This window comes from Nonomuraea gerenzanensis, assembly GCF_020215645.1.
GTDB lineage: Bacteria > Actinomycetota > Actinomycetes > Streptosporangiales > Streptosporangiaceae > Nonomuraea > Nonomuraea gerenzanensis.
Map to the genome: position 1 here is coordinate 9,452,287 of NZ_CP084058.1, position 17,662 is coordinate 9,469,948.

At 71.6% G+C, this 17,662-nt stretch carries 18 protein-coding genes; 8 read left to right on the top strand and 10 right to left on the bottom strand.

Features of this window, described 5'->3' with window-relative positions:
• Nucleotides 1-20: 20 nt before the first annotated feature.
• Nucleotides 21-1,004 (top strand): YbgA family protein, encoded by a 984-nt coding sequence (locus LCN96_RS43930; RefSeq protein ID WP_225268317.1) that lies wholly within the window; start codon nt 21-23, stop codon nt 1,002-1,004.
• Between the two features lie 11 nt (nt 1,005-1,015).
• Nucleotides 1,016-1,459 (top strand): NUDIX domain-containing protein, encoded by a 444-nt coding sequence (locus LCN96_RS43935; protein WP_225268318.1) that lies wholly within the window; start codon nt 1,016-1,018, stop codon nt 1,457-1,459.
• 19 nt (nt 1,460-1,478) lie between these two features.
• Here LCN96_RS43935 and LCN96_RS43940 read toward each other — a convergent pair whose 3' ends face one another.
• From LCN96_RS43940 to LCN96_RS43970, 7 genes are all read right to left on the bottom strand, one after another.
• Nucleotides 1,479-2,249 carry a hypothetical protein gene (locus LCN96_RS43940; protein WP_225268319.1) on the bottom strand — a complete coding sequence of 257 codons (771 nt, stop codon included), beginning with the start codon at nt 2,247-2,249 and terminating at the stop codon, nt 1,479-1,481.
• Between the two features lie 16 nt (nt 2,250-2,265).
• Nucleotides 2,266-2,892, bottom strand: coding sequence for a TetR/AcrR family transcriptional regulator (locus tag LCN96_RS43945; protein WP_225268320.1), 627 nt, complete (start codon nt 2,890-2,892; stop codon nt 2,266-2,268).
• Nucleotides 2,893-2,934: 42 nt separating this feature from the next.
• Complete coding sequence (locus LCN96_RS43950; protein ID WP_225268321.1) at nt 2,935-3,387, bottom strand: hypothetical protein; 453 nt, start codon at nt 3,385-3,387, stop codon at nt 2,935-2,937.
• The gene (locus LCN96_RS43955; protein ID WP_225268322.1) at nt 3,384-5,111 is read right to left on the bottom strand and encodes a tetratricopeptide repeat protein; all 1,728 of its coding nucleotides are present in this window, start codon (nt 5,109-5,111) and stop codon (nt 3,384-3,386) included. The genes LCN96_RS43950 and LCN96_RS43955 overlap by 4 nt, the downstream gene beginning before the upstream one ends.
• Nucleotides 5,112-5,311: 200 nt before the next feature.
• Entirely contained in the window at nt 5,312-6,520 is a 1,209-nt protein-coding gene (locus LCN96_RS43960; RefSeq protein WP_263657399.1) for a DMT family transporter, read from the bottom strand.
• Between the two features lie 356 nt (nt 6,521-6,876).
• Complete coding sequence (locus LCN96_RS43965; RefSeq protein WP_225268324.1) at nt 6,877-7,365, bottom strand: GNAT family N-acetyltransferase; 489 nt, start codon at nt 7,363-7,365, stop codon at nt 6,877-6,879.
• Nucleotides 7,362-8,921, bottom strand: a complete 1,560-nt coding sequence (locus LCN96_RS43970; RefSeq protein WP_225268325.1) for an XRE family transcriptional regulator — start codon at nt 8,919-8,921, stop codon at nt 7,362-7,364. The genes LCN96_RS43965 and LCN96_RS43970 overlap by 4 nt, the downstream gene beginning before the upstream one ends.
• Nucleotides 8,922-9,195: 274 nt before the next feature.
• On the opposite strand from LCN96_RS43970, the gene LCN96_RS43975 reads away from it, so the two are divergent.
• From LCN96_RS43975 to LCN96_RS43990, 4 genes are all read left to right on the top strand, one after another.
• Nucleotides 9,196-9,480 (top strand): hypothetical protein, encoded by a 285-nt coding sequence (locus tag LCN96_RS43975; protein WP_225268326.1) that lies wholly within the window; start codon nt 9,196-9,198, stop codon nt 9,478-9,480.
• A 498-nt stretch (nt 9,481-9,978) separates the two neighbouring features.
• Nucleotides 9,979-10,890 (top strand): mechanosensitive ion channel family protein, encoded by a 912-nt coding sequence (locus LCN96_RS43980; RefSeq protein WP_225268327.1) that lies wholly within the window; start codon nt 9,979-9,981, stop codon nt 10,888-10,890.
• Between the two features lie 10 nt (nt 10,891-10,900).
• The gene (locus tag LCN96_RS43985) at nt 10,901-11,281 is read left to right on the top strand and encodes a globin (protein WP_318528332.1); all 381 of its coding nucleotides are present in this window, start codon (nt 10,901-10,903) and stop codon (nt 11,279-11,281) included.
• A gap of 18 nt (nt 11,282-11,299) precedes the next feature.
• Nucleotides 11,300-12,829 (top strand): glycoside hydrolase family 13 protein, encoded by a 1,530-nt coding sequence (locus LCN96_RS43990; protein ID WP_225268328.1) that lies wholly within the window; start codon nt 11,300-11,302, stop codon nt 12,827-12,829.
• Here LCN96_RS43990 and LCN96_RS43995 read toward each other — a convergent pair.
• From LCN96_RS43995 to LCN96_RS44005, 3 genes are read right to left on the bottom strand one after another with little or no spacing between them, the layout of a single operon-like run.
• The gene (locus LCN96_RS43995) at nt 12,792-13,955 is read right to left on the bottom strand and encodes an MFS transporter (RefSeq protein ID WP_311132080.1); all 1,164 of its coding nucleotides are present in this window, start codon (nt 13,953-13,955) and stop codon (nt 12,792-12,794) included. The genes LCN96_RS43990 and LCN96_RS43995 overlap by 38 nt on opposite strands.
• Nucleotides 13,952-14,374, bottom strand: coding sequence for an acyl-CoA thioesterase (locus LCN96_RS44000; RefSeq protein ID WP_311132081.1), 423 nt, complete (start codon nt 14,372-14,374; stop codon nt 13,952-13,954). Before LCN96_RS44000 ends, LCN96_RS43995 begins: the two co-directional genes overlap by 4 nt.
• 23 nt (nt 14,375-14,397) lie before the next feature.
• Nucleotides 14,398-15,831, bottom strand: coding sequence for an MFS transporter (locus LCN96_RS44005; RefSeq protein WP_225268331.1), 1,434 nt, complete (start codon nt 15,829-15,831; stop codon nt 14,398-14,400).
• Nucleotides 15,832-15,905: 74 nt separating this feature from the next.
• Here LCN96_RS44005 and LCN96_RS44010 point away from each other — a divergent pair, with 74 nt between their 5' ends.
• Nucleotides 15,906-16,805 (top strand): SDR family oxidoreductase, encoded by a 900-nt coding sequence (locus LCN96_RS44010; RefSeq protein WP_225268332.1) that lies wholly within the window; start codon nt 15,906-15,908, stop codon nt 16,803-16,805.
• Between the two features lie 6 nt (nt 16,806-16,811).
• Nucleotides 16,812-17,630 (top strand): MaoC family dehydratase, encoded by an 819-nt coding sequence (locus tag LCN96_RS44015; RefSeq protein WP_225268333.1) that lies wholly within the window; start codon nt 16,812-16,814, stop codon nt 17,628-17,630.
• Nucleotides 17,631-17,662 lie beyond the last annotated feature (32 nt).

Sequence of the window (17,662 nt, forward strand, 5' to 3'; positions counted from 1 at the left end):
GTCCGAGCTGCAATGTGAGAGTGATCACCGAACCCGGGACGGCCGGCGAGCAGGAAGCACGCCCCCGGGTGGCCGTCTCCAGCTGCCTGCTGGGCGAGGAGGTCAGGTACAACGGCGGGCACAGCCGCGACCGCTTCCTGACCGGCGACCTCGACCCGTACGTGGACTGGGTGCCCGTCTGCCCCGAGATGGAGGCGGGCCTGGGCACCCCGCGCGAGACCCTGCGGCAGGAGCGCTCCGACGACGGCCCCCGCCTGGTGACCCGGCAGACGCGGGTGGACCTGACCGACCGCATGACCGAGCTGGCCGGCCGCCGCGCCGCCGAGCTCGCGCGGCTCGACGTGGACGGGTACGTGTTCAAGGCCAAGAGCCCCACCTGCGGCATCCACGGCGTGCCCGTCTACCGGGCCGACGGCACCCCGGCCGACCGGCGCAACAGGGGCCTGTTCAGCGGGATCGTCATGGAGCGCAGCCCGCTGCTGCCGGTGGAGGACGAGGGCAGGCTGCACGACGCGCTGCTGCGGGAGAGCTTCGTGGAGCGCGTCTTCGCGCACGCCAGGCTCCGCGCCCTGCTCTCGGCGGACTGGCGGCCACGCGACCTCGTCACCTTCCACGCCCGGCACAAGATGCAACTGCTCGCCCACGACCCCCAGCTCTACCGCACGGCGGGCCGCGTGGTGGCGGCGGCGGGCGGCCATCCGCGCGCCGAGGTGGCCGCCCGCTACACCGACGCCTTCCAGCGCACGCTCTCCACCAAGGCCACCACGGGCAAGAACGTCAACGTGCTGCAGCACTGCCTGGGCATGCTCGTCCTGGACCCGGTCAGGCGGGCCGACCTGGTGGACGTCATCGACGCCTATCAGGCGGGCCTGGTGCCGCTGAGCGTGCCCACGACGCTGCTGCGCCACCACGCCCGCGGGGAGGCCGCCGCGTACGTGCGCGACCAGACCTACTTCTCCCCCTTCCCCGACGCCCTGCGGCTGCGCCACCACGTCCCCCGCTAGCCTCTGCGGGCATGAGCGACATCGACGAGCGCCCCGCCGCGCGCGTGGTCTGCCTCGACCGCGACGGGCGGGTGCTGCTGATGCACTGGTACGACCACGTGGCGGGCGCCGAGGTCTGGGAGCCGCCGGGCGGCAGGCTGGAGCCAGGCGAGACCCCGCTGGAGGCGGCCAGGCGGGAGCTGACCGAGGAGACCGGCCTGCCCGGCTCGGCGGTGCTGGACCGGCACGTCGAGGTCGACAGGGACTTCCGGTGGCTGGGGACGCGGTTCGTCAAGCGCGAGGTGTTCTACCTGGCGAGGTTCGACGGGGAGCGGCCGGCGGTGGATCCGGGCGAGCTGACGCAGGAGGAGAGCGCGGCCTTCCGCGGCCACGTGTGGGCCGAGGAGCTGCCCCCGGGCGTCGAGCCGCCGGAGCTGGCGCAGGTGGTCGAGCGGCTCACGCGAGATCTCCGGTGACTCCTGGCCCGCCCGGGGCTCAGACGCCCAGCTCCTCCAGCGTCGTCGTCATCAGCCCGCGCAGCAGCGTGCCGCACACCTTCTCGTGCTCCGCCTCCACCGGCAGCCCCTTGCCCACCCGCTCGCGGTAGGTGTCACGCTCGTGCGCGACGGTGTAGGGCAGCGCGGTCATCGCGACGATCACGCTCACCCTGGTGCCGCCGCGCGGCTGGACCGCCACGGCGTGCGTGCGCAGGCAGGTCTCGTCGGGGGCGCCGTACCAGCCGCACTTGACCGCCGACTCCGGCCAGCCCAGCGCCTCCCGCGCGCCGAACGCCTGCGGCTCCGCCACCTGCCCCATCCAGTCGAGCACGCTGCCGGCCACCGGGTCGCCGGCCAGGGCCGCCTGGGCGAGCGCCGCGTAGGCGGCGGCCACCTCCGCCGCCGTGACCTCGACGGAGCCGAACCTGGACAGGTCGCCGTTGGGCAGCGCCCAGACCACGCCCGTGCGCTCGCGCAGGTCGTCGAGGATGACGCGGGGGCCGACCGCGAGCCACAGGTTGAGCGTGTCGGCGTTGGAGGAGACGACGACGGCCGGCTCCGCGTGGCGGCGCCAGCGCTCCGCGTCGGCCACGCGGGCGGCGCTCACCCACGCGTACAGGGGCTTGAGCAGGGAGGCGCAGCGCAGCCGGGTCATGCCCGAGCTGAAGCTCACCGCCCGGGCGGGCGGCCCGCCGTAGCCACGCCTGATGCCCGCCGCCTGGGCGGTGGCACTGTGATCGAGGTCCTCTAGCAGCTCGTTGAAGCCCACGCACCCCACCGTAGACCTACGGAGGGCTTCCCCAGCGCTGTTCGTACCACTCCATGGTCGGCGCCGGGCCCGGCAGCTCGGTCAGGCCCGGCGCGCGCAGGCCGTCGAGGGCGATGGCCAGCAGGCGCTGCTTGACGTGCTCGTGCTCCGGGCGGGGCGGCCCCGCAGCCGGGCGGCTGAACTGCTCCATGAGCAGCGAGACGTCCAGCATGCTCACGTCGCTCCTGAGCACGCCGGCCTCGTGCGCGCGGGCCACCAGCCGCTCGGCGGCCTCGTCGGCGCGGCGGGAGGTGCGCCACATCTCCTCGGTGACCTCGATGGTGCCCGCGACCGGTGCCAGCGCGCCCGCCCTGTTGGCCACGCAGGTGCGGACGTACAGCGCCAGGCCCTCCCACGGGTCCGGCTCCGCCAGCCCCGCCTCCGCCGCCTCCACGACCCGCTCCATGGCGATCAGGCACAGGCGCTGGAGCAGCTCCTCCTTGGTGCGGTAGCGGCGGTAGAGGCTGCCCATGCCGACGCCCGCCTGCTTGGCGATGGCCGACACGGGCGCGTCGAAGCCCTGCGTGGTGAACACCTCGTGCGCCGCGCTCAGCAGCCGCAGATCGTTGCGTGCCGCCTCGGCCTGCCTGCCGCGTGTGCCCATGCGCTACAGGATATTCAGGGTCGCACGCCGGGTCGCACGGCGTCAGAAGCCGTGGCGGGTGAGTGCCGCCGCGAGCGCCACCGGCAGCAGCGCCACCACGGCGAACGCGATCGCCGCCCGCATCCGCCGGGAGACCCCGACCTCCGTCACGAACGCCGCCAGCGCCCCCGCCACGGCGAACGCCGCCCCTGCCACGGCCGCGTCGGCGAGCGACGACGGCCACGAGGGCAGCGACTCCCCCGCCAGCCGGAACACGATCAGCACCCCGGCCGCCGTGAGCGCCACCCGCCGCCCGGGCCGTACCGCCACCCGCTCCAGCGCGTACACGGCTCCGGCGAGCAGCACCAGGCTGATCACCACGACGACGCCGACGGCCGGCACCAGGCAGCCCCAGTCCTCGCAGCCGACGCCGGCCCAGGCCAGCCGTACCGTGGCCCACCACAACACGCCGAGCGCGGCGCACACCGCGGCCGCTCGCCCTGTTCGCCCCCTCATACACCAATGCTCCCATCAGCCGTGCCTGCCGCCCGATGGTCGTCCGCCTCCGCCTCGGCATGGCGGCCGAGGGCGCGCAGGGCGACCGCGCGGTTGGCGTACAGGTCGGACTGGGGTCGCAGCCCGATGGCGTGCGTCAGGTCGTCCACCGCGCCTTCCAGGTCGCCGGTGGCGTACCGGAGCACGCCCCTGCTCCCCCAGGCGGCGACCAGCCCCGGCGCCCGCTCCAGGGCCTGCTCCAGCGCCGTCCCGGCCTCCCTGTAGCGGCCCGCCGCCGTCTCCAGCTGGCCCAGCACCGTCAGCAGGAACGGGTTGCCCGGCGCGAGCCGCAGCCCGGTCTCGACGTCGGCCCTGGCCTCCTCGTCCCGTTCGCAGCCGGCCAGCAGCCCGGCGCGGTTGATGTAGGCGTCCAGGTAGCCGGGGTCGAGCTCGATCACCCGCCCCAGGTCCGCCAGCGCGGCCTCGACGTCCCCCTGCACGGCGCACAGCTCGGCGCGGTTGTAGTGCGCCTCCGGCAACGGCGGCCCGGCCCGCATGGCCTGCTCGAAGTCGGCCTCCGCCTCCTCGTGGCGGCCCAGCTTGAACAGCAGGTTGCCTCGTTCCAGGTACTGGTCGGGAAAGCCGGGATCGATGGCGATCGCCGCCCCGTAGTCCTCCAGCGCCTCCTTGGTCCTGCCCAGCGCGGCCAGGAGCTGCGCCCGGTTGGCCAGCAGCACCATCCGGTGCGGCCGGTGGCGCTCCCCCAGCTCGCCGGCCAGCTCGATGGCCGACTCCACCAGCGTCAGCGCGGCGTCGAGGCGACCCTGCCGCAGCTCGATCAGCGCCAGGCCGTTGCGGTCGAAGCCGAGCTTGAAGGCCCGCTCGGCGGGGTCGGGCAGGATCGTGGAGATCGCGATGGCCTCGTTGATCCAGGCCCTGGCCCTGGTCAGGTCGCGGCGCGCGGGATCGGGGTGCCGGGCGTCGAGCATGGCGGTGCCGTACGCCGCCGCCGCGTGCATCGCCGGGTCCTGGCTGGACAGGCGCACCAGGTCCCAGATCGCGCGGGCCTCGTCGGTGCGCCCGAGTCCGCCGAGTGCGGTCGCGGTGCGCTGGGCGAAGCGCCACCAGCTCGGCTCGCCCGGCGGCGTGCGTGCCATGCCGCGCTCCCCCAGCTCGGCCACGGCGTGCAGGAAGCCCTCGCGCGTGCAGCGGTCGACCAGCTCCCACAGCTCGTCGGCGCCGCGGGTGTCGGGCGGCGGCTCGGGGCCGCCGGAGTACAGCATGATCGTGAGAGTGGCGGGCGGGATCCGCCGCGTCATGACGTCCAGCAGCTCGGTGTCCGTGGGGTCGGCCGCGTCGGTGTTGCACACGGCGATCGCCCGCCCCGGGCGTACGGCGTCGCGGACGAACTCCGCGATCCCGTTGGCCAGCCGCAGCGTGCGGCGGGGCGCGGGCACGAGGATGCGCTCCTCGTCGGGCAGCTCCATGTCGATCGTGACCCGCGTGGGCCGCACGGTCCCGGCCAGCCGGGGTGCGGCCGCCAGGATCTCGATGTCGTGCGCGGCCACCAGCTCAGGCGAGCGCCGCAGCACGGCCGGCACCAGCCGGCCCAGCAGCTCGGCGGCGAAGGTATAGGGGCCGTGCGGCCGACGATGCGCGTCCATCAACGGCGTCAGCAGCCGCACGGCCCCCCATCGGGCGGGTGGTTCGCCCTGGACCCTGAGGTGGGACCTCTCCTCAGTCACCCCTTGTGAATGACGCTGGAGGTCCCAGCCAGCCTCGCGGTTCCAGGCTTGCGGACGACGATGCGCTTCATGACGTACCTCTCCACTTGGGGTTGAACACCCATTATTGGGTCACCCCACCGAATATCAAGGTTTATCGCGAATAAGTGGGAGGCTAATGGATAAAATGCAGTTGCCTTTTGTGGGGAATATCTAACCTATTAGGACCGAAACCACCGCTGCAATCCTGTGGTATGCGCGCGCTCCGATTCCTCCATCAAGTCGCACAGGCACCTGCCGAGCAGCGTGACCGACTGGCAGCAACCGGGCCCAGGATGGTTCCTGGCCCGCACGATGTGGGTGGCCCGCTCGATCAGCCGTTCCAGGCTGGGCTCGGAGCCGCCCTTGAGCGAGCGGGTCTGCCAGGGGCAGGAGGCCGCGTCCGCGCAGGCACTCTTGGCGATGTACGGCGCCGCCCCGCTCGTGAGCCGCAACGGGTCCGCACGCTTGATCCGGTGGCCGGCGAGCACGCGGGTGGCCCGGCGGGCGACGGCCAGCAGTCGGCGGCGTTCTTTTCCCCGCACCTCACTCCTGGTGGGCAACGCCAGCAACATCGCCCCGGCCATCAGCACCCCGCCCACGACCATGCCCCACCCCAGCCGCTCCTGGAACCAGATCACCGCGATCGCGGCGACCCAGAGCGGCTGGGACGACATGAGAATCTGGCTGGGCACGGCCGGCAGGTGCGCCTGGGCGTGGGAGCGCGCCAGGAAGCCGAGCGCGCACGAGATGACCGACAGGTGCAGCAGGATCATCCAGTCGGCCGGGGCGACCGGCACGGAGACCCCGTCGCGTACGGCGTAGCCGGCGCTGAGCACGCCGATGGTGAAGAGCTGGATCACCGTCAGCGCGTACGCCGGAAAGCCGGTGGGCCGCTCCGACAGGCGCCCCAGCAACAGTGTGTGACCGGAGTAGAGAGCGGCGGCGGTGAGCGTGACCACCAGCGCGAGCAGCGAGATCCCGCGCTCCTCCACCCCGCCGACCAGGGTGAAGACGGCCATGCCCGCCAGCGCCAGCGCGACCCCCGCCCAGATGCGCCGGCGCACCGGCTCCTTGAAGATCACCAGCGACAGGATCGGCGTGATCATCACGCTGCACCCCACGGCGAACCCGGAGACCGCCGACGGCAGGCTGCCCAGGGCCATGGCCTGGCCCACCTGCCCCACCCCGAACATCACCCCGAGCACGGCCCCGCTGATCCACGTCTGACGTGACAGCCCCCGAAGGCAGCCGGGTCTGATGAGGAACAGCGTCAGGGCGGCCAGCAGATAGCGCTCGGCGAGCAGATCCTCCACCGGTAACCGGTGGATGAGGTCCTTCATCAGCGGGAAGGCCGACCCCCAAGCGGCGCTGACGAACAACAGAAGCACGGCTCCCAGAAGGGGGCGGGGAGCGGGCACGTCTGCCATAGGGAAAGCATGGCACTACTGTTAGCAGCGCCACATGTACGTTCAGCAGCCGGAGGTGCTCCCTTACACCTGAGTGGTAAGACCCTCACCCGCGGGTTCGTACATCCTTATCCGTGGAAGCCGCTATACGACCTATCCCGACATTACGCCCATGAGAATTTCGCGCAAGATGTCAGGCTCCATGGCCGGTCGGACGTCACCCACCGTGACGGCGAAGGCCCGGCGGCGAGATCACGCCGAGCGGCCCCGGGAGAGCTCACCGGGGGAATCGGTCATTCGGGGCGGCCCCTGGAGGGGAAGGGGTGGGGCCGCGCTGTTCAGAACTCCAGAACAGCCGGGGGAAGCAGGCGTTTCTCACCGTAGACGACGGTCAGGCCGCCCACCTGCTCCCTGGACAGCTCGCGCCAGCCCCGGCGTTCGTACAGGGCCAGTGCCGCTTCCTGGTTGAGCGTCGTGTCACCTCTGACGCTGTGGAACCCGAGCTCCACCGCACGCCGTTCGAGCGCGATGAGCATGGCCGCGCCGAAGCCGCGCCGCTGGAACTCGGGATGGACCCGCAACCGGCAGATCTCCGCCGTGCCCGTGTCGACGGGTCTCAGCCCGCCCATGGCCACGACCCGCGAGCCGGTCTCCCCGACGAGGAAGTCGCCGCCGCAGGCCAGGTAGATCTCCTGGATGCGCGGGAAGTCGTCGTCGTAGTAGACGCCGTCACCGGGCATCAGGCCCACTTCGGCGAGGCAGATGCGATGGAGCGCGAGGATGGTGTCGAGATCCGACCACCGATAGCGTCTGATCGTCAGCTTCATCCATCGCCCCCTTTCAGCTCGGGCTGCCGGGGCCGCCGGAGGGCGGCCGACAAACCGTCCAGTCCTGGAACTCCGGCGTCCCGCGCGAGGATCGCCCGTTCGAGCTGCAGCGCGGGCCGCACGATGAGGTCGGTGAGGTACTCGTCGCCGACCATGTTGAGGGCCTTCGTCGCGATCGACACCGCCTCCTGCACGTCGCCGTCGATCAGCCGGCACTGCGCCTGGTCGAGCCTGATCAGCGTCTGGTCGAGGATGTGGTCCTCGTACTTCTCCAGCGCCTGGTCGAGCACGACCTCGGCCTCGATCGTCTGGCCCAGCTTGGTGAGCACGTCGCCCTGGTAGAAGTAGAGCTGCTTCTCGGTGTAACCGAACGCGACGTCCTCCTGGTCCTCGGGACGCAGGTGGGCGAAGGCGTTCCTGGCCCGCGCCAGGGCCCGCTTGGCCTGGTCGACGATCTCCTTCTTGGTCTCGCCGTTGGACATCATGGCCAGCGCCCTGGCCTCGACGACCGGCGCCATGGCCTGGGCCGCGCACGGCGTGGAGCCCGCCATGTCACGGCTCTTCTTGGCCAGGGTGAGCGCCTCGCGGGCGTCGCCGAAGTAGAGGGGCACGAGCGACTCGCGGGCCGCGATCCACGCCCGCAGCGCGCGGTCGCCGGTCTCGTCGGCGGCGGTGCGGCCGGTGCGGAAGAACGACCGCGCCAGCCGGTGATCACCCAGGTTGATCATGATCATGCCGGCCAGCCCGGCGAGCTGGGCGGCCATCCTGCACAGGCGCTCCTGCAGGTCGATGGGCTGGCGCCGGGCCATCGCCGTGCGCACCGCGCTGAGCTCCAGCAGCACGTCGCACAACAGCCGCAACGGGGCCGTCGTGGTGTACTGGCGGCCGAAGCTGACCGTCGCCTCCTCCCACTGGTCGAGCATCGCGGCGGACACGGTGGCCATGACCAGCGTCTCGTCCATCCTGCGCCGGATGCCCTCGCACGCCCCGAGCACGGGGCCCTCCAGATCGGCCAGGTTGGCGTCGGCCTGGAGTGAGTTTAAAAGGGTGCGCCGCAGGATGTTCTCGTTCTCCTCGTCCTCCGGCTCGGTCTCCATCGGCTGGATCACCAGCTCGCGCTCCTGAGCCGGCCGCTGCGGGCGGTCCGCCGCCTCCACGGCGCCGCTCAGCACCACCCCCGGCATCCGGTGGCCGTGGCCACAGATGCAGGGCGAGTCGTAGCCGAGCGCCGCGGGCTCGACCCGGTAGACGGTGCACAGATAGTGCAGGTACTCCGGGCCGGGGCGTTTGAGCCCGCTCTCGTACGCGGACAGGAGAGTCTCGCCGATGCCGGGCATCGCCTTGCCGTCGCGCTCGAACAGGGCTCTGACCTGCTCGATCACGTCGGCCAGCGCGATGCCGTAGGCCAGCCGATGCGCCTTGACCCGGCTCGTGCTGAACCCGGCGCACGCCTCGTGGATCTCATCAGCTATCTGAGCCGACGTGCGCCCGGCGGCCAGGCCCTTGGCCCTGATCCGCCGGGCGATCTCCGTCTCCCTGTGCTGTCTGCCGGACATCCCGGCCCCTCTCACGCATGTCTCGACCGGTCCGCAACTGGTGACTCAGCGTAGCCCTCAAGTTGCCCTGCGCCTACCCATGACTATGAAGCAATGCCGAGATGATTGGAACGCCTTGGAGCGGCCTGGGGATAAGGAACATCCTCCCGGGGACTGTTTCTTACATCCCGCGAGGAAGAAGCGACTCCCCGTGAGCGGAACCCCTCGTTGCACGAACCGTTGACTTGGGCCATCTTTGGCCCACCAGCAACCCTTCCCGAGGGAGGAAAGAACGGTGGGGGACGACAACTTCGAGCACCTGGAGCGTCTCGTGACAGAACTGGACGCCCGCGGGCTGCTCGCACGAGTGGTCCGGACCCAGAGCGGACGCACGTTCGTACGGGTCATCAACCCGAGCGCGACGAGTCTGTCCGAGAACGTCACATGCCGGTCGGCAGCGGTCTCCAACATGCGCGACTGGTGGTACTGCTGGTCCTGGGGCGAGCCGATGCACACGGCCGACGACCCCGCGGGTGCCGCGACCAAGGTCGCTCGCGTGCTCGCCGTCGTGGGGGAGTGACGACCCGGTGATCCGGGTGGAGCGCAGCCACCACGGCTCACCGCATCCCACGACGGCTACTGGGAGCCGGCGGAGTGGCCGGTGCGGAGGGTTTTCCGCGCGACGGAGCCCTGGCCACTCCGCCGGTTCCGGCCCGTTTCACGCGGCGCCGCGCGCCGCGTCCAGAAGCCGCCCGCCCGGGTCAGGGCGGGTGTTCGGGGGATCCCTCCCGGAACCGGCACGGGACACGCTTCCGGGTGCGTGCCCCGGTCCGAGCCGTCCGTCATCGGAGCGTCCGCTCTCTCCCTCCGCGGCCCAGAGAGCGGGCGACCCCGTCTTCCCCGGCGTGATGTGACGGCGGGCGGTTCGGTCAGCGGTATTTTTGGACCCGAAACGGTCCAATTTGCTGACCGAACCGCTTCCGGAGGGGGATCCACCATAGTGTTACTGCTGGTGACGCCGTCGCCACCGCCGACGACTCCATCGGTGCTGCCCGATATCGACAAGGTGACCTCACAAGTGGCCGTGACCTGCCAGAACGACCCCGTCTGCTCGACGATCGCCGGGATCTTCAACAACGCGGCCTGGGCACCTCTGGCAGCCATGCTGGTGGTCGTCTTCCTGATCCTCGTGTTCGCGTTCGTGCTCCGTAACGTCTCGCACCGGGTGATCACGAGGGTGGTCACCCGCGCGGCCACGGGGGGATCGATCACCAGCCGGTTCCGCAAGGGCGCGGCGACCGACGGCATCGACGCGTTACTGCACGAGCGGCGCAAGCAGCGGGCCGAGACGATGGGGTCGGTGCTCAAGCACATCGCCTCCGTCGTCATCCTCGGCACCGCCGTGCTGACCGTGCTCGACAGGCTGACGATCCCGATCGCCCCCCTGCTGACCAGCGTCGGCATCCTCGGCGTGGCTATCGGCTTCGGCGCGCAGGAGCTGGTGAAGGACTTCATCGCCGGCATGTTCATGCTGCTGGAGGACCAGTACGGCGTGGGCGACGTGATCGACGCCGGCCCGGCGGTCGGCACCGTCGAGGCGGTCACCCTGCGCGTCACGCGGCTGCGCGACGTGGACGGCCGCGTCTGGTACGTCCGCAACGGCACGATCACCCGGGTCGGCAACGAGTCGCAGGGCTGGTCGCGCGCGTTCATGGACGTGCCGGTGGCCTACGACGCCGACGTGGTCGGCGTGCGGGTGCTGCTGGAGCACGTCGCCGAGGAGGTCTGGGCCGACCCCGAGCTGCGCGAGTCCAAGGTCGTGGAGCCGCCGCAGGTGTTCGGGGTGGAGCAGCTCTCCGACAGCTCGCTGGTGTTCCGCATCACGGCCAAGACGCTGCCCTCCGCGCAGGCGGAGGTGTCGCGGGAGCTGCGGCTCCGGGTCAAGACGGCTCTGGACACCGCGGGCATCTCCATGGTCGCCACCGCCTAAGCTAGGAATCGTGACAGAGACCTCCTTCTACGACGCCGCCGGAGGCGAGGAGACCTTCCGGCGCCTCGTGCACCGCTTCTACGAGGGGGTCGCGGAAGACCCGATCCTGCGGCCGCTCTATCCGGAGTCCGATCTGACGGGCGCGGAGGAGCGGCTGCGGGGCTTCCTGATCCAATACTGGGGCGGCCCCAACGACTACAGCAAGCAGCGTGGTCATCCCCGGTTGCGGATGCGGCACATGCCCTTCGTGATCGGCGAGCCGGAGCGCGACGCCTGGCTGAAGCACATGCGTGACGCGGTCGACTCGCTCGATCTGCCCGACGAGCTGGAGACCAGGCTTTGGGACTATCTGGTCTACGCTGCCCAGAGTCTGGTGAACTCCCCCACCTGACGGGGCATGACACGCCACATGGATATCCCCTGGTGGCGTGACGCAGTCGTCTACGAGATCTATGTCCGCAGCTTCGCCGACGCCTCTGGAGACGGTGTCGGCGATCTGGCGGGGGTGCGCGAGCGCCTGCCGTACCTGCGGCGACTGGGTGTCGACGCGATCTGGCTGACCCCGTTCTACCGCTCCCCCATGGCCGACGGCGGCTACGACGTGGCCGACTACCGCGACGTGGACCCGCTGTTCGGCACGCTCGGCGACTTCGAGGCGCTGGTCGCCGACGCGCACGAGCACGACCTGCGGGTGATCGTGGACATCGTGCCCAACCACAGCTCCGCCGAGCATCCCTGGTTCCAGGCGGCGCTGCGCGGCGAGGGCCGCGACCGGTACATCTTCCGCGACACCGTCAACAACTGGCAGTCCACGTTCGGCGGCCCCGCCTGGACCCGGACGGCCGACGGGCAGTATTACCTGCACCTGTTCGCGCCCGGTCAGCCCGACTTCAACTGGCGCAACCCCGAGGTGCACGCGGAGTTCCTCGACGTCCTGCGGTTCTGGCTGGACCGGGGCGTCGACGGCTTCCGCATCGACGTGGCGATGGGCCTGTACAAGGCGGAGGGGCTGCCCGACGTGGGCGACCAGTCGTTCAAGTCGGTCTCGCCGGTGTGGGGGCAGCCGGAGGTGCACGGCGTCTACCGCGACTGGCGGCGGGTGCTCGACGGTTATCCGGGTGAGCGGATGGCCGTGGGCGAGGTGTGGACCGACAGTCCCGAGGATCTGGCCCGCTACGTGCGGCCCGACGAGCTGCACCAGAGCTTCAACTTCGCCTGGCTGCAGGCGCCGTGGTCGCCGACGGCGTTCAAGAAGGTGATCGACGACACGATGTCCACGGTGCCGTTCGCGACGTGGGTGCTGTCCAACCACGACGTCGTACGGCACCGCACCCGCTACGACACCGCCGACCCCGGCACGGGCCTGGCCCGGGCCAGGGCCGCGCTGCTGACGATGCTGGCGCTGCCCGGCTCCGCCTACCTCTACCAGGGCGAGGAGCTGGGCCTGCCCGAGGTGACCGACCTGCCGGACGAGGCCAGGCAGGACCCGGTGTTCTTCCAGTCGAAGGGCAAGCTGCCGGGGCGCGACGGGTGCCGGGTGCCGATCCCGTGGACGGTGGATCCGCCCTCCCACGGCTTCTCCCCCGGCGGGGTGGAGCCGTGGCTGCCGCAGCCGGACTCCTTCGCGGAGCTGAGCGTGGAGAAGCAGGAGGGGGTCGCGGACTCGACGCTGGAGTTCTACCGGCGGGCCCTGGCCTGCCGCCGCGAGCTGGTGCGCAGCATTCCCTACACCCTGGGGTGGCTGAAGTCTCCCGAGGGAGCGCTCTTCTTCACCCGGGGCCCGCTGATCTGCGCGCTCAACTGCGGCACCCGGCCGGTGCGCCTGCCGGAGCACGAGGAGGTGCTGCTGGCGAGCGGGCCGCTGAAGGGCGGGCTGCTGCCACCCGACACGGCGGTGTGGCTCAGGAGCGCTTCGACCGCTCCCAGCGCCGGGGGATGACGGGCAGCGAGGCCGCGGCGCAGGCCAGCCCCGCGGCGAAGCCGGCCCAGTAGCCGGCGCCGACGATCAGGGCTCCGGCGAGCGGCGTGACGGCCAGGGAGACGGTGTTCTGGACCGTGTTGTGGGTGCCGAGCACCTTGCCCGCCCAGCCGGGCCCGGCCAGCTCGCCCGCCGCGAGGTAGGCCAGCCCGTTGCCGGACACCGTCGTCACCGAGGCCAGCACGAGCGCCGCCGCCCCGAGCCAGGCGGTGGTGAGCGTGCCGGCGACCAGCAGCGCCAGCACCACGAGGTTGCCGAGGGTGAGGATGAGCAGGGGCCGCATGCGCAGGCGCAGGTGGTCGGACCAGCGTCCGGCCGCGATGCGGATCGCGGCCCCGGCGATCGCGGCCACGCCGAAGAGCCGGCCGGCCGCCACGTCGTCCCAGCCGTAGGTGGTGACCAGGCAGTCCACGCCGTACGTGGTGACCACCACCTGTGGCACCACGTGCAGCGCGCTGGTGGCGTGCACCCGCCAGAGCGCGGGCTGCCGGTACGGCGAGCCCGCCCGCGGCGTGCCCGGCGCCTCGATCGGGCGCGGCGGCTCGGCCATGAACAGCGCGGCCAGCACGGCGGCCAGCAGGCTCACGCCGGCGCAGAGCAGCAGCACGCCCGGTAACCCGTGGGCCCGGGCCATGGGCGGCAGCGCGAAGGCGGACACCGCCATGCCGAGGGTGAAGGAGACCTGGCGCACCCCCATGGCCACGCCGCGCTCCGCCGGCTCGAACCAGCGCAGCACGATGCGCCCGCCGCCCACCATCGCGGCCGAGCCGCCCGCGCCCGCCAGCGCCAGCAGCGTGATCACCGCCCAGGTGCTCCCGGCGAAGGCCGTGGCGGCCAGCATCGCGGCGGCCAGGCCCACGCCGGCGCCGAGGATCACCCGCTCGCCGTAGCGGTCGGCCAGCGCGCCCCAGGCGACGAGGGCGAGCATGACCCCGATGGCCGGGGCGTTGGCGATCAGGCCGCCTACAGGCAGTGAGACATTGAAATGTCGCAATATTTCGGGCATGACCAGAGGCAGGCCGAACAGCCCGAGGGTGACGCCGGCGTGCGCGTTGACGCCCAGCGCCAGCATCCACCAGCGCCTCATTCCGCGGCGTAGCGCTTCAGGTAGGTCCGCTCGTTCTCGGTGAGCCTGCGCGGGGCGGCCCGTTCGACGTCGTAGGCCGCCATGACCGACATGGCGGTGACGTAGAGGCCCTCGTCGTCGCGGATCTCGTAGCGCAGCGTGAACCGCACCGCCCTGATCTCCGTCACCCAGGTCTCGACCCGTACGGGCTGCGCGCGAAAGCCCAGCGGCCGGCGGTAGTCGATCTCGTGGCGGGTCACGACCAGGCCCTTGAACGGCTCGTCCCCCGCCACGTACGGATCGATGCTCAGCATGCCGAAGCGGGCGTCCTCCAGGTAGTCGAGGAAACGCACGTTGTTCACGTGCCCCTGGGAGTCGATGTCGCCGAATCTCACCGTGCGGGGATAGATGTGCCGTTCGGCCGGGGTGCTCTCAACCACGTCCGCCACCGTACCCGCCCCGGTCAGGTGGCCTTGCGCCGGGCCAGGCAGGACAGCACGGTCAGCACCGAGATCGCGGCCATCGAGCCGAGCACCCAGCGGTAGCCGGTCACGAGCTGCTCGACGGCCCCGCCGGAGAGCTGCGCGAGCGTGCCGGCGAACACGCTCTGGTGCAGCTCGGCGGGCAGCGGCGCGGTGAGGATCGACAGGACCAGGCCGGTGCCGACGACGTTGCCGGTGTTCTGCAGCATCAGGCGCATGGCGTTGACGATGCCGAGCCGGTTGGAGGGCAGGCCGTCCAGGATGGCGGTGGTGTTGGAGGGCAGGAACGCGCCCGAGCCGAGCCCGATGAGCACGAGCCCGGCCGCCACGGCGGGGTAGGGCGTGTCCGCCGACATCACGGTGAGCATGACGGCCAGCCCGCAGGTGGTCGTCGCGGCGCCGGCCACGGCGAGCGTGCGCGCGCTCATCAGGCGCTGCAGGAAGCCCGAGCTCACCGAGCCGATCATGGCGGCGATCGCCAGCGGCAGCACCTTCAGCCCCGCCTGGACGGGATCGTCGCCGCGCACCGCCTGGAAGTAGAGCGCGACCAGGAAGACCATGCCCATCCGGGCCACGGCGTTGAGGAAGGAGGCCAGCGTGCCGAACGCGAAGGCCCGTTCCCTGAACAGGCTCAGGTCCACCACGGGATGCGCCGCCCGCGACTCCCTGAGCAGGAACAGCGGCAGCCCCGCGACGAAGGCGGCCAGCCCGCCCAGCACCACCGGGTGGTCCCAGCCGAGCCGGGTGAACTCCGACAGCGCCAGCAGCAGCCCGCCCAGCGTGACCAGGACCAGGACGTTCCCCGGCCCGTCGAGCCCGCCCGCCCGTTCGGCCCTGGGCGGCCTGGGCAGCACCAGCACCCCCCACAGCAGGCAGAGCAGGCCGACCGGCACGTTGAACCAGAACACCCACCGCCAGCCCAGGCTCTCGGCCAGCACCCCGCCCAGCGTCGGCCCGATCAGCCCGGCGATCGAGAACGAGGCCACGTACACGCCCATGCCCTCGCCCAGCCGCTCGCGCGGGAAGGCGTCACTGATCAGGGCGGCGCTGTTGGTGAGCAGCATCGCGCCGCCCACGGCCTGCAGCACCCGCATGAACACGATCACCCACGCGTTCGGCGACAGGCCCGCGAGCAGCGCCGCCAGCGTGTACGTGGCGAGCCCCAAGAGGTACATTCGGCGCCTGCCGAACAGATCGGCCAACCGGCCGAAGACCACCATCAGCACGGTCGTGGTCAACTGATAGCCCAGAAGGATCCAGCTCGCGGCCGTGGCGCCGGCCCCGGTGTGCCGGGCGATCTCGGGCAGCGCGACGTTGATGGCGCTGCCGCTGAGGCCGGTCAGCACGCTGGCCAGGCTGACGACCGACAACGTTCGCCAGGCGTCTCGGAGTGGGGTGGTCGTCGTCGCCGGCAAGGGCCCTGTCCTTTCTAGATTTTAATACTAGAATCCAATTCAAATCGTCAGCCGGTCAAGGATCGAGGTGTCGGATGAGCGGGATCGTCGAAGGCCGCGTGGTGATCGTCACCGGTGCGGCCAGGGGCATCGGACGGGGACACGCGCTGGAGTTCGCCAGGCAGGGGGCCAAGGTGGTGGTCAACGACCTGGGCGCGGAGGTCGACGGCACCGGCTCGTCCGGAGCCGCGGCCGAGGTGGTGGCGGAGATCGAGGCCATGGGCGGGCAGGCCGTCGTCAACGGCGAGGACGTCTCCGACTTCGACGGCGCCGAGCGGCTCGTCAGAGCCGCCGTCGACCACTTCGGCCGCCTCGACGTGCTGGTCAACAACGCCGGCATCCTGCGCGACCGGATGCTCGTCAACATGACCGCCGACGAGTGGGACGCCGTCATCAGGGTGCACCTGCGCGGCACCTTCGCCCCGCTGCGCCACGCCGCGGCCTACTGGCGGAACAAGGCCAAGGCGGGCGAACGGGTGGACGCCCGGATCATCAACACCACCTCGTCCTCCGGCATCTACGGTAACCCGGGGCAGGGCAACTACGGCGCCGCCAAGGCCGGCATCGCCGGCCTGACGGTCATCGCCGCGAAGGAGCTGGAGCGCTACGGCGTCACCGTGAACGCCATCGCCCCCGCCGCCCTCACCCGCATGACCGAGAACCTCATGCCCGCCGGCGCCACCGGCGCCGACCCCGACGACATCGCCCCCCTGGTCGTCTGGCTCTCCAGCGCCGAGGCGCGCGGGATCACCGGGCGCGTGTTCAACGTGCGGGCGGGCAAGATCAGCGTGGCCGAGGGCTGGCACGCCGGGCCAGAGGCCGACAAGGGCAGCCGCTGGGACCCGGCCGAGCTGGGCGCCGTCATCCCCGCCCTGGTCGAGAAGGCCGCGCCCAACGCGCTGACCAACGGCCGCATCCCCGGACGGGAGGACTGATCCGCCATGGCACTCGACCACTCGCTGATCGGCGTCGAAGGGCCCGCCCACGAGCGGACGTGGACCGCGAAGGACACCATGCTGTACGCGCTCGGCGTCGGCGCGGGCACCTCGGAGCTGGAGTTCACCACCGAGAAGGAGCAGCGCGTGCTGCCCACCTTCGCCGTCCTGGCCGCCCAGGCACCCGGCCGGCGCATCGGCGACTTCGACCCGGCCATGCTCGTCCACGCCGAGCAGGGCTTCGAACTGCACCGCGAGCTGCCCGCCGCCGGTGGCGTGCGCACCACGTCACGGGTGACCGGCATCTACGACAAGGGCTCGGGCGCGCTGGTGACCTCCGAGGCGCGCGCCGTGGACCTGGCCACCGGGGAGCTCGTCATCGCCTCGCGCAGCTCGGTGTTCATCCGGGGCGAGGGCGGGTTCGGCGGCGAGCGCGGGCCGCGCGACGAGTGGGCGCAGCCCGACCGGGCGCCCGATCACAAGGTGACCTACTCGACGCTGCCCGAGCAGGCGTTGATCTACCGGCTGTCGGGTGACTACAACCCGCTGCACAGCGATCCGGCGTTCGCCGCCAGGGCCGGGTTCGACCGGCCCATCCTGCACGGGCTGTGCACGTACGGGGTGACGGGGCGGGCGCTGCTGCACACCGTGGCAGGGTCCGATCCGGGACGGTTCAAGGCCATGTCGGGGCGCTTCTCCAGCCCGGTCTTCCCCGGCGAGTCGCTCACGGTGTCGATCTGGGTGGACGGGGCCGACGTGCTGTTCAGGACGGCCAAGGACGACGGGACCGTGGTGATCGACCGGGGCCGGGCCACCATCACCTGACCCGCCAGCCGGACCTGGGGTGAGGGCGGGTG

Bases quoted from the DNA above. Each gene is read 5' to 3' on its own strand.
- LCN96_RS44015 (WP_225268333.1), top strand. From the start codon at position 16,812: ATGGCACTCGACCACTCGCTGATCGGCGTCGAAGGGCCCGCCCACGAG.
- LCN96_RS43950 (WP_225268321.1), bottom strand. From the start codon at position 3,387: ATGAGGGGGCGAACAGGGCGAGCGGCCGCGGTGTGCGCCGCGCTCGGC.
- LCN96_RS43970 (WP_225268325.1), bottom strand. From the start codon at position 8,921: ATGTCCGGCAGACAGCACAGGGAGACGGAGATCGCCCGGCGGATCAGG.
- LCN96_RS43995 (WP_311132080.1), bottom strand. From the start codon at position 13,955: ATGAGGCGCTGGTGGATGCTGGCGCTGGGCGTCAACGCGCACGCCGGC.
- LCN96_RS43945 (WP_225268320.1), bottom strand. From the start codon at position 2,892: ATGGGCACACGCGGCAGGCAGGCCGAGGCGGCACGCAACGATCTGCGG.
- LCN96_RS43935 (WP_225268318.1), top strand. From the start codon at position 1,016: ATGAGCGACATCGACGAGCGCCCCGCCGCGCGCGTGGTCTGCCTCGAC.
- LCN96_RS43965 (WP_225268324.1), bottom strand. From the start codon at position 7,365: ATGAAGCTGACGATCAGACGCTATCGGTGGTCGGATCTCGACACCATC.
- LCN96_RS43990 (WP_225268328.1), top strand. From the start codon at position 11,300: ATGGATATCCCCTGGTGGCGTGACGCAGTCGTCTACGAGATCTATGTC.
- LCN96_RS44010 (WP_225268332.1), top strand. From the start codon at position 15,906: ATGAGCGGGATCGTCGAAGGCCGCGTGGTGATCGTCACCGGTGCGGCC.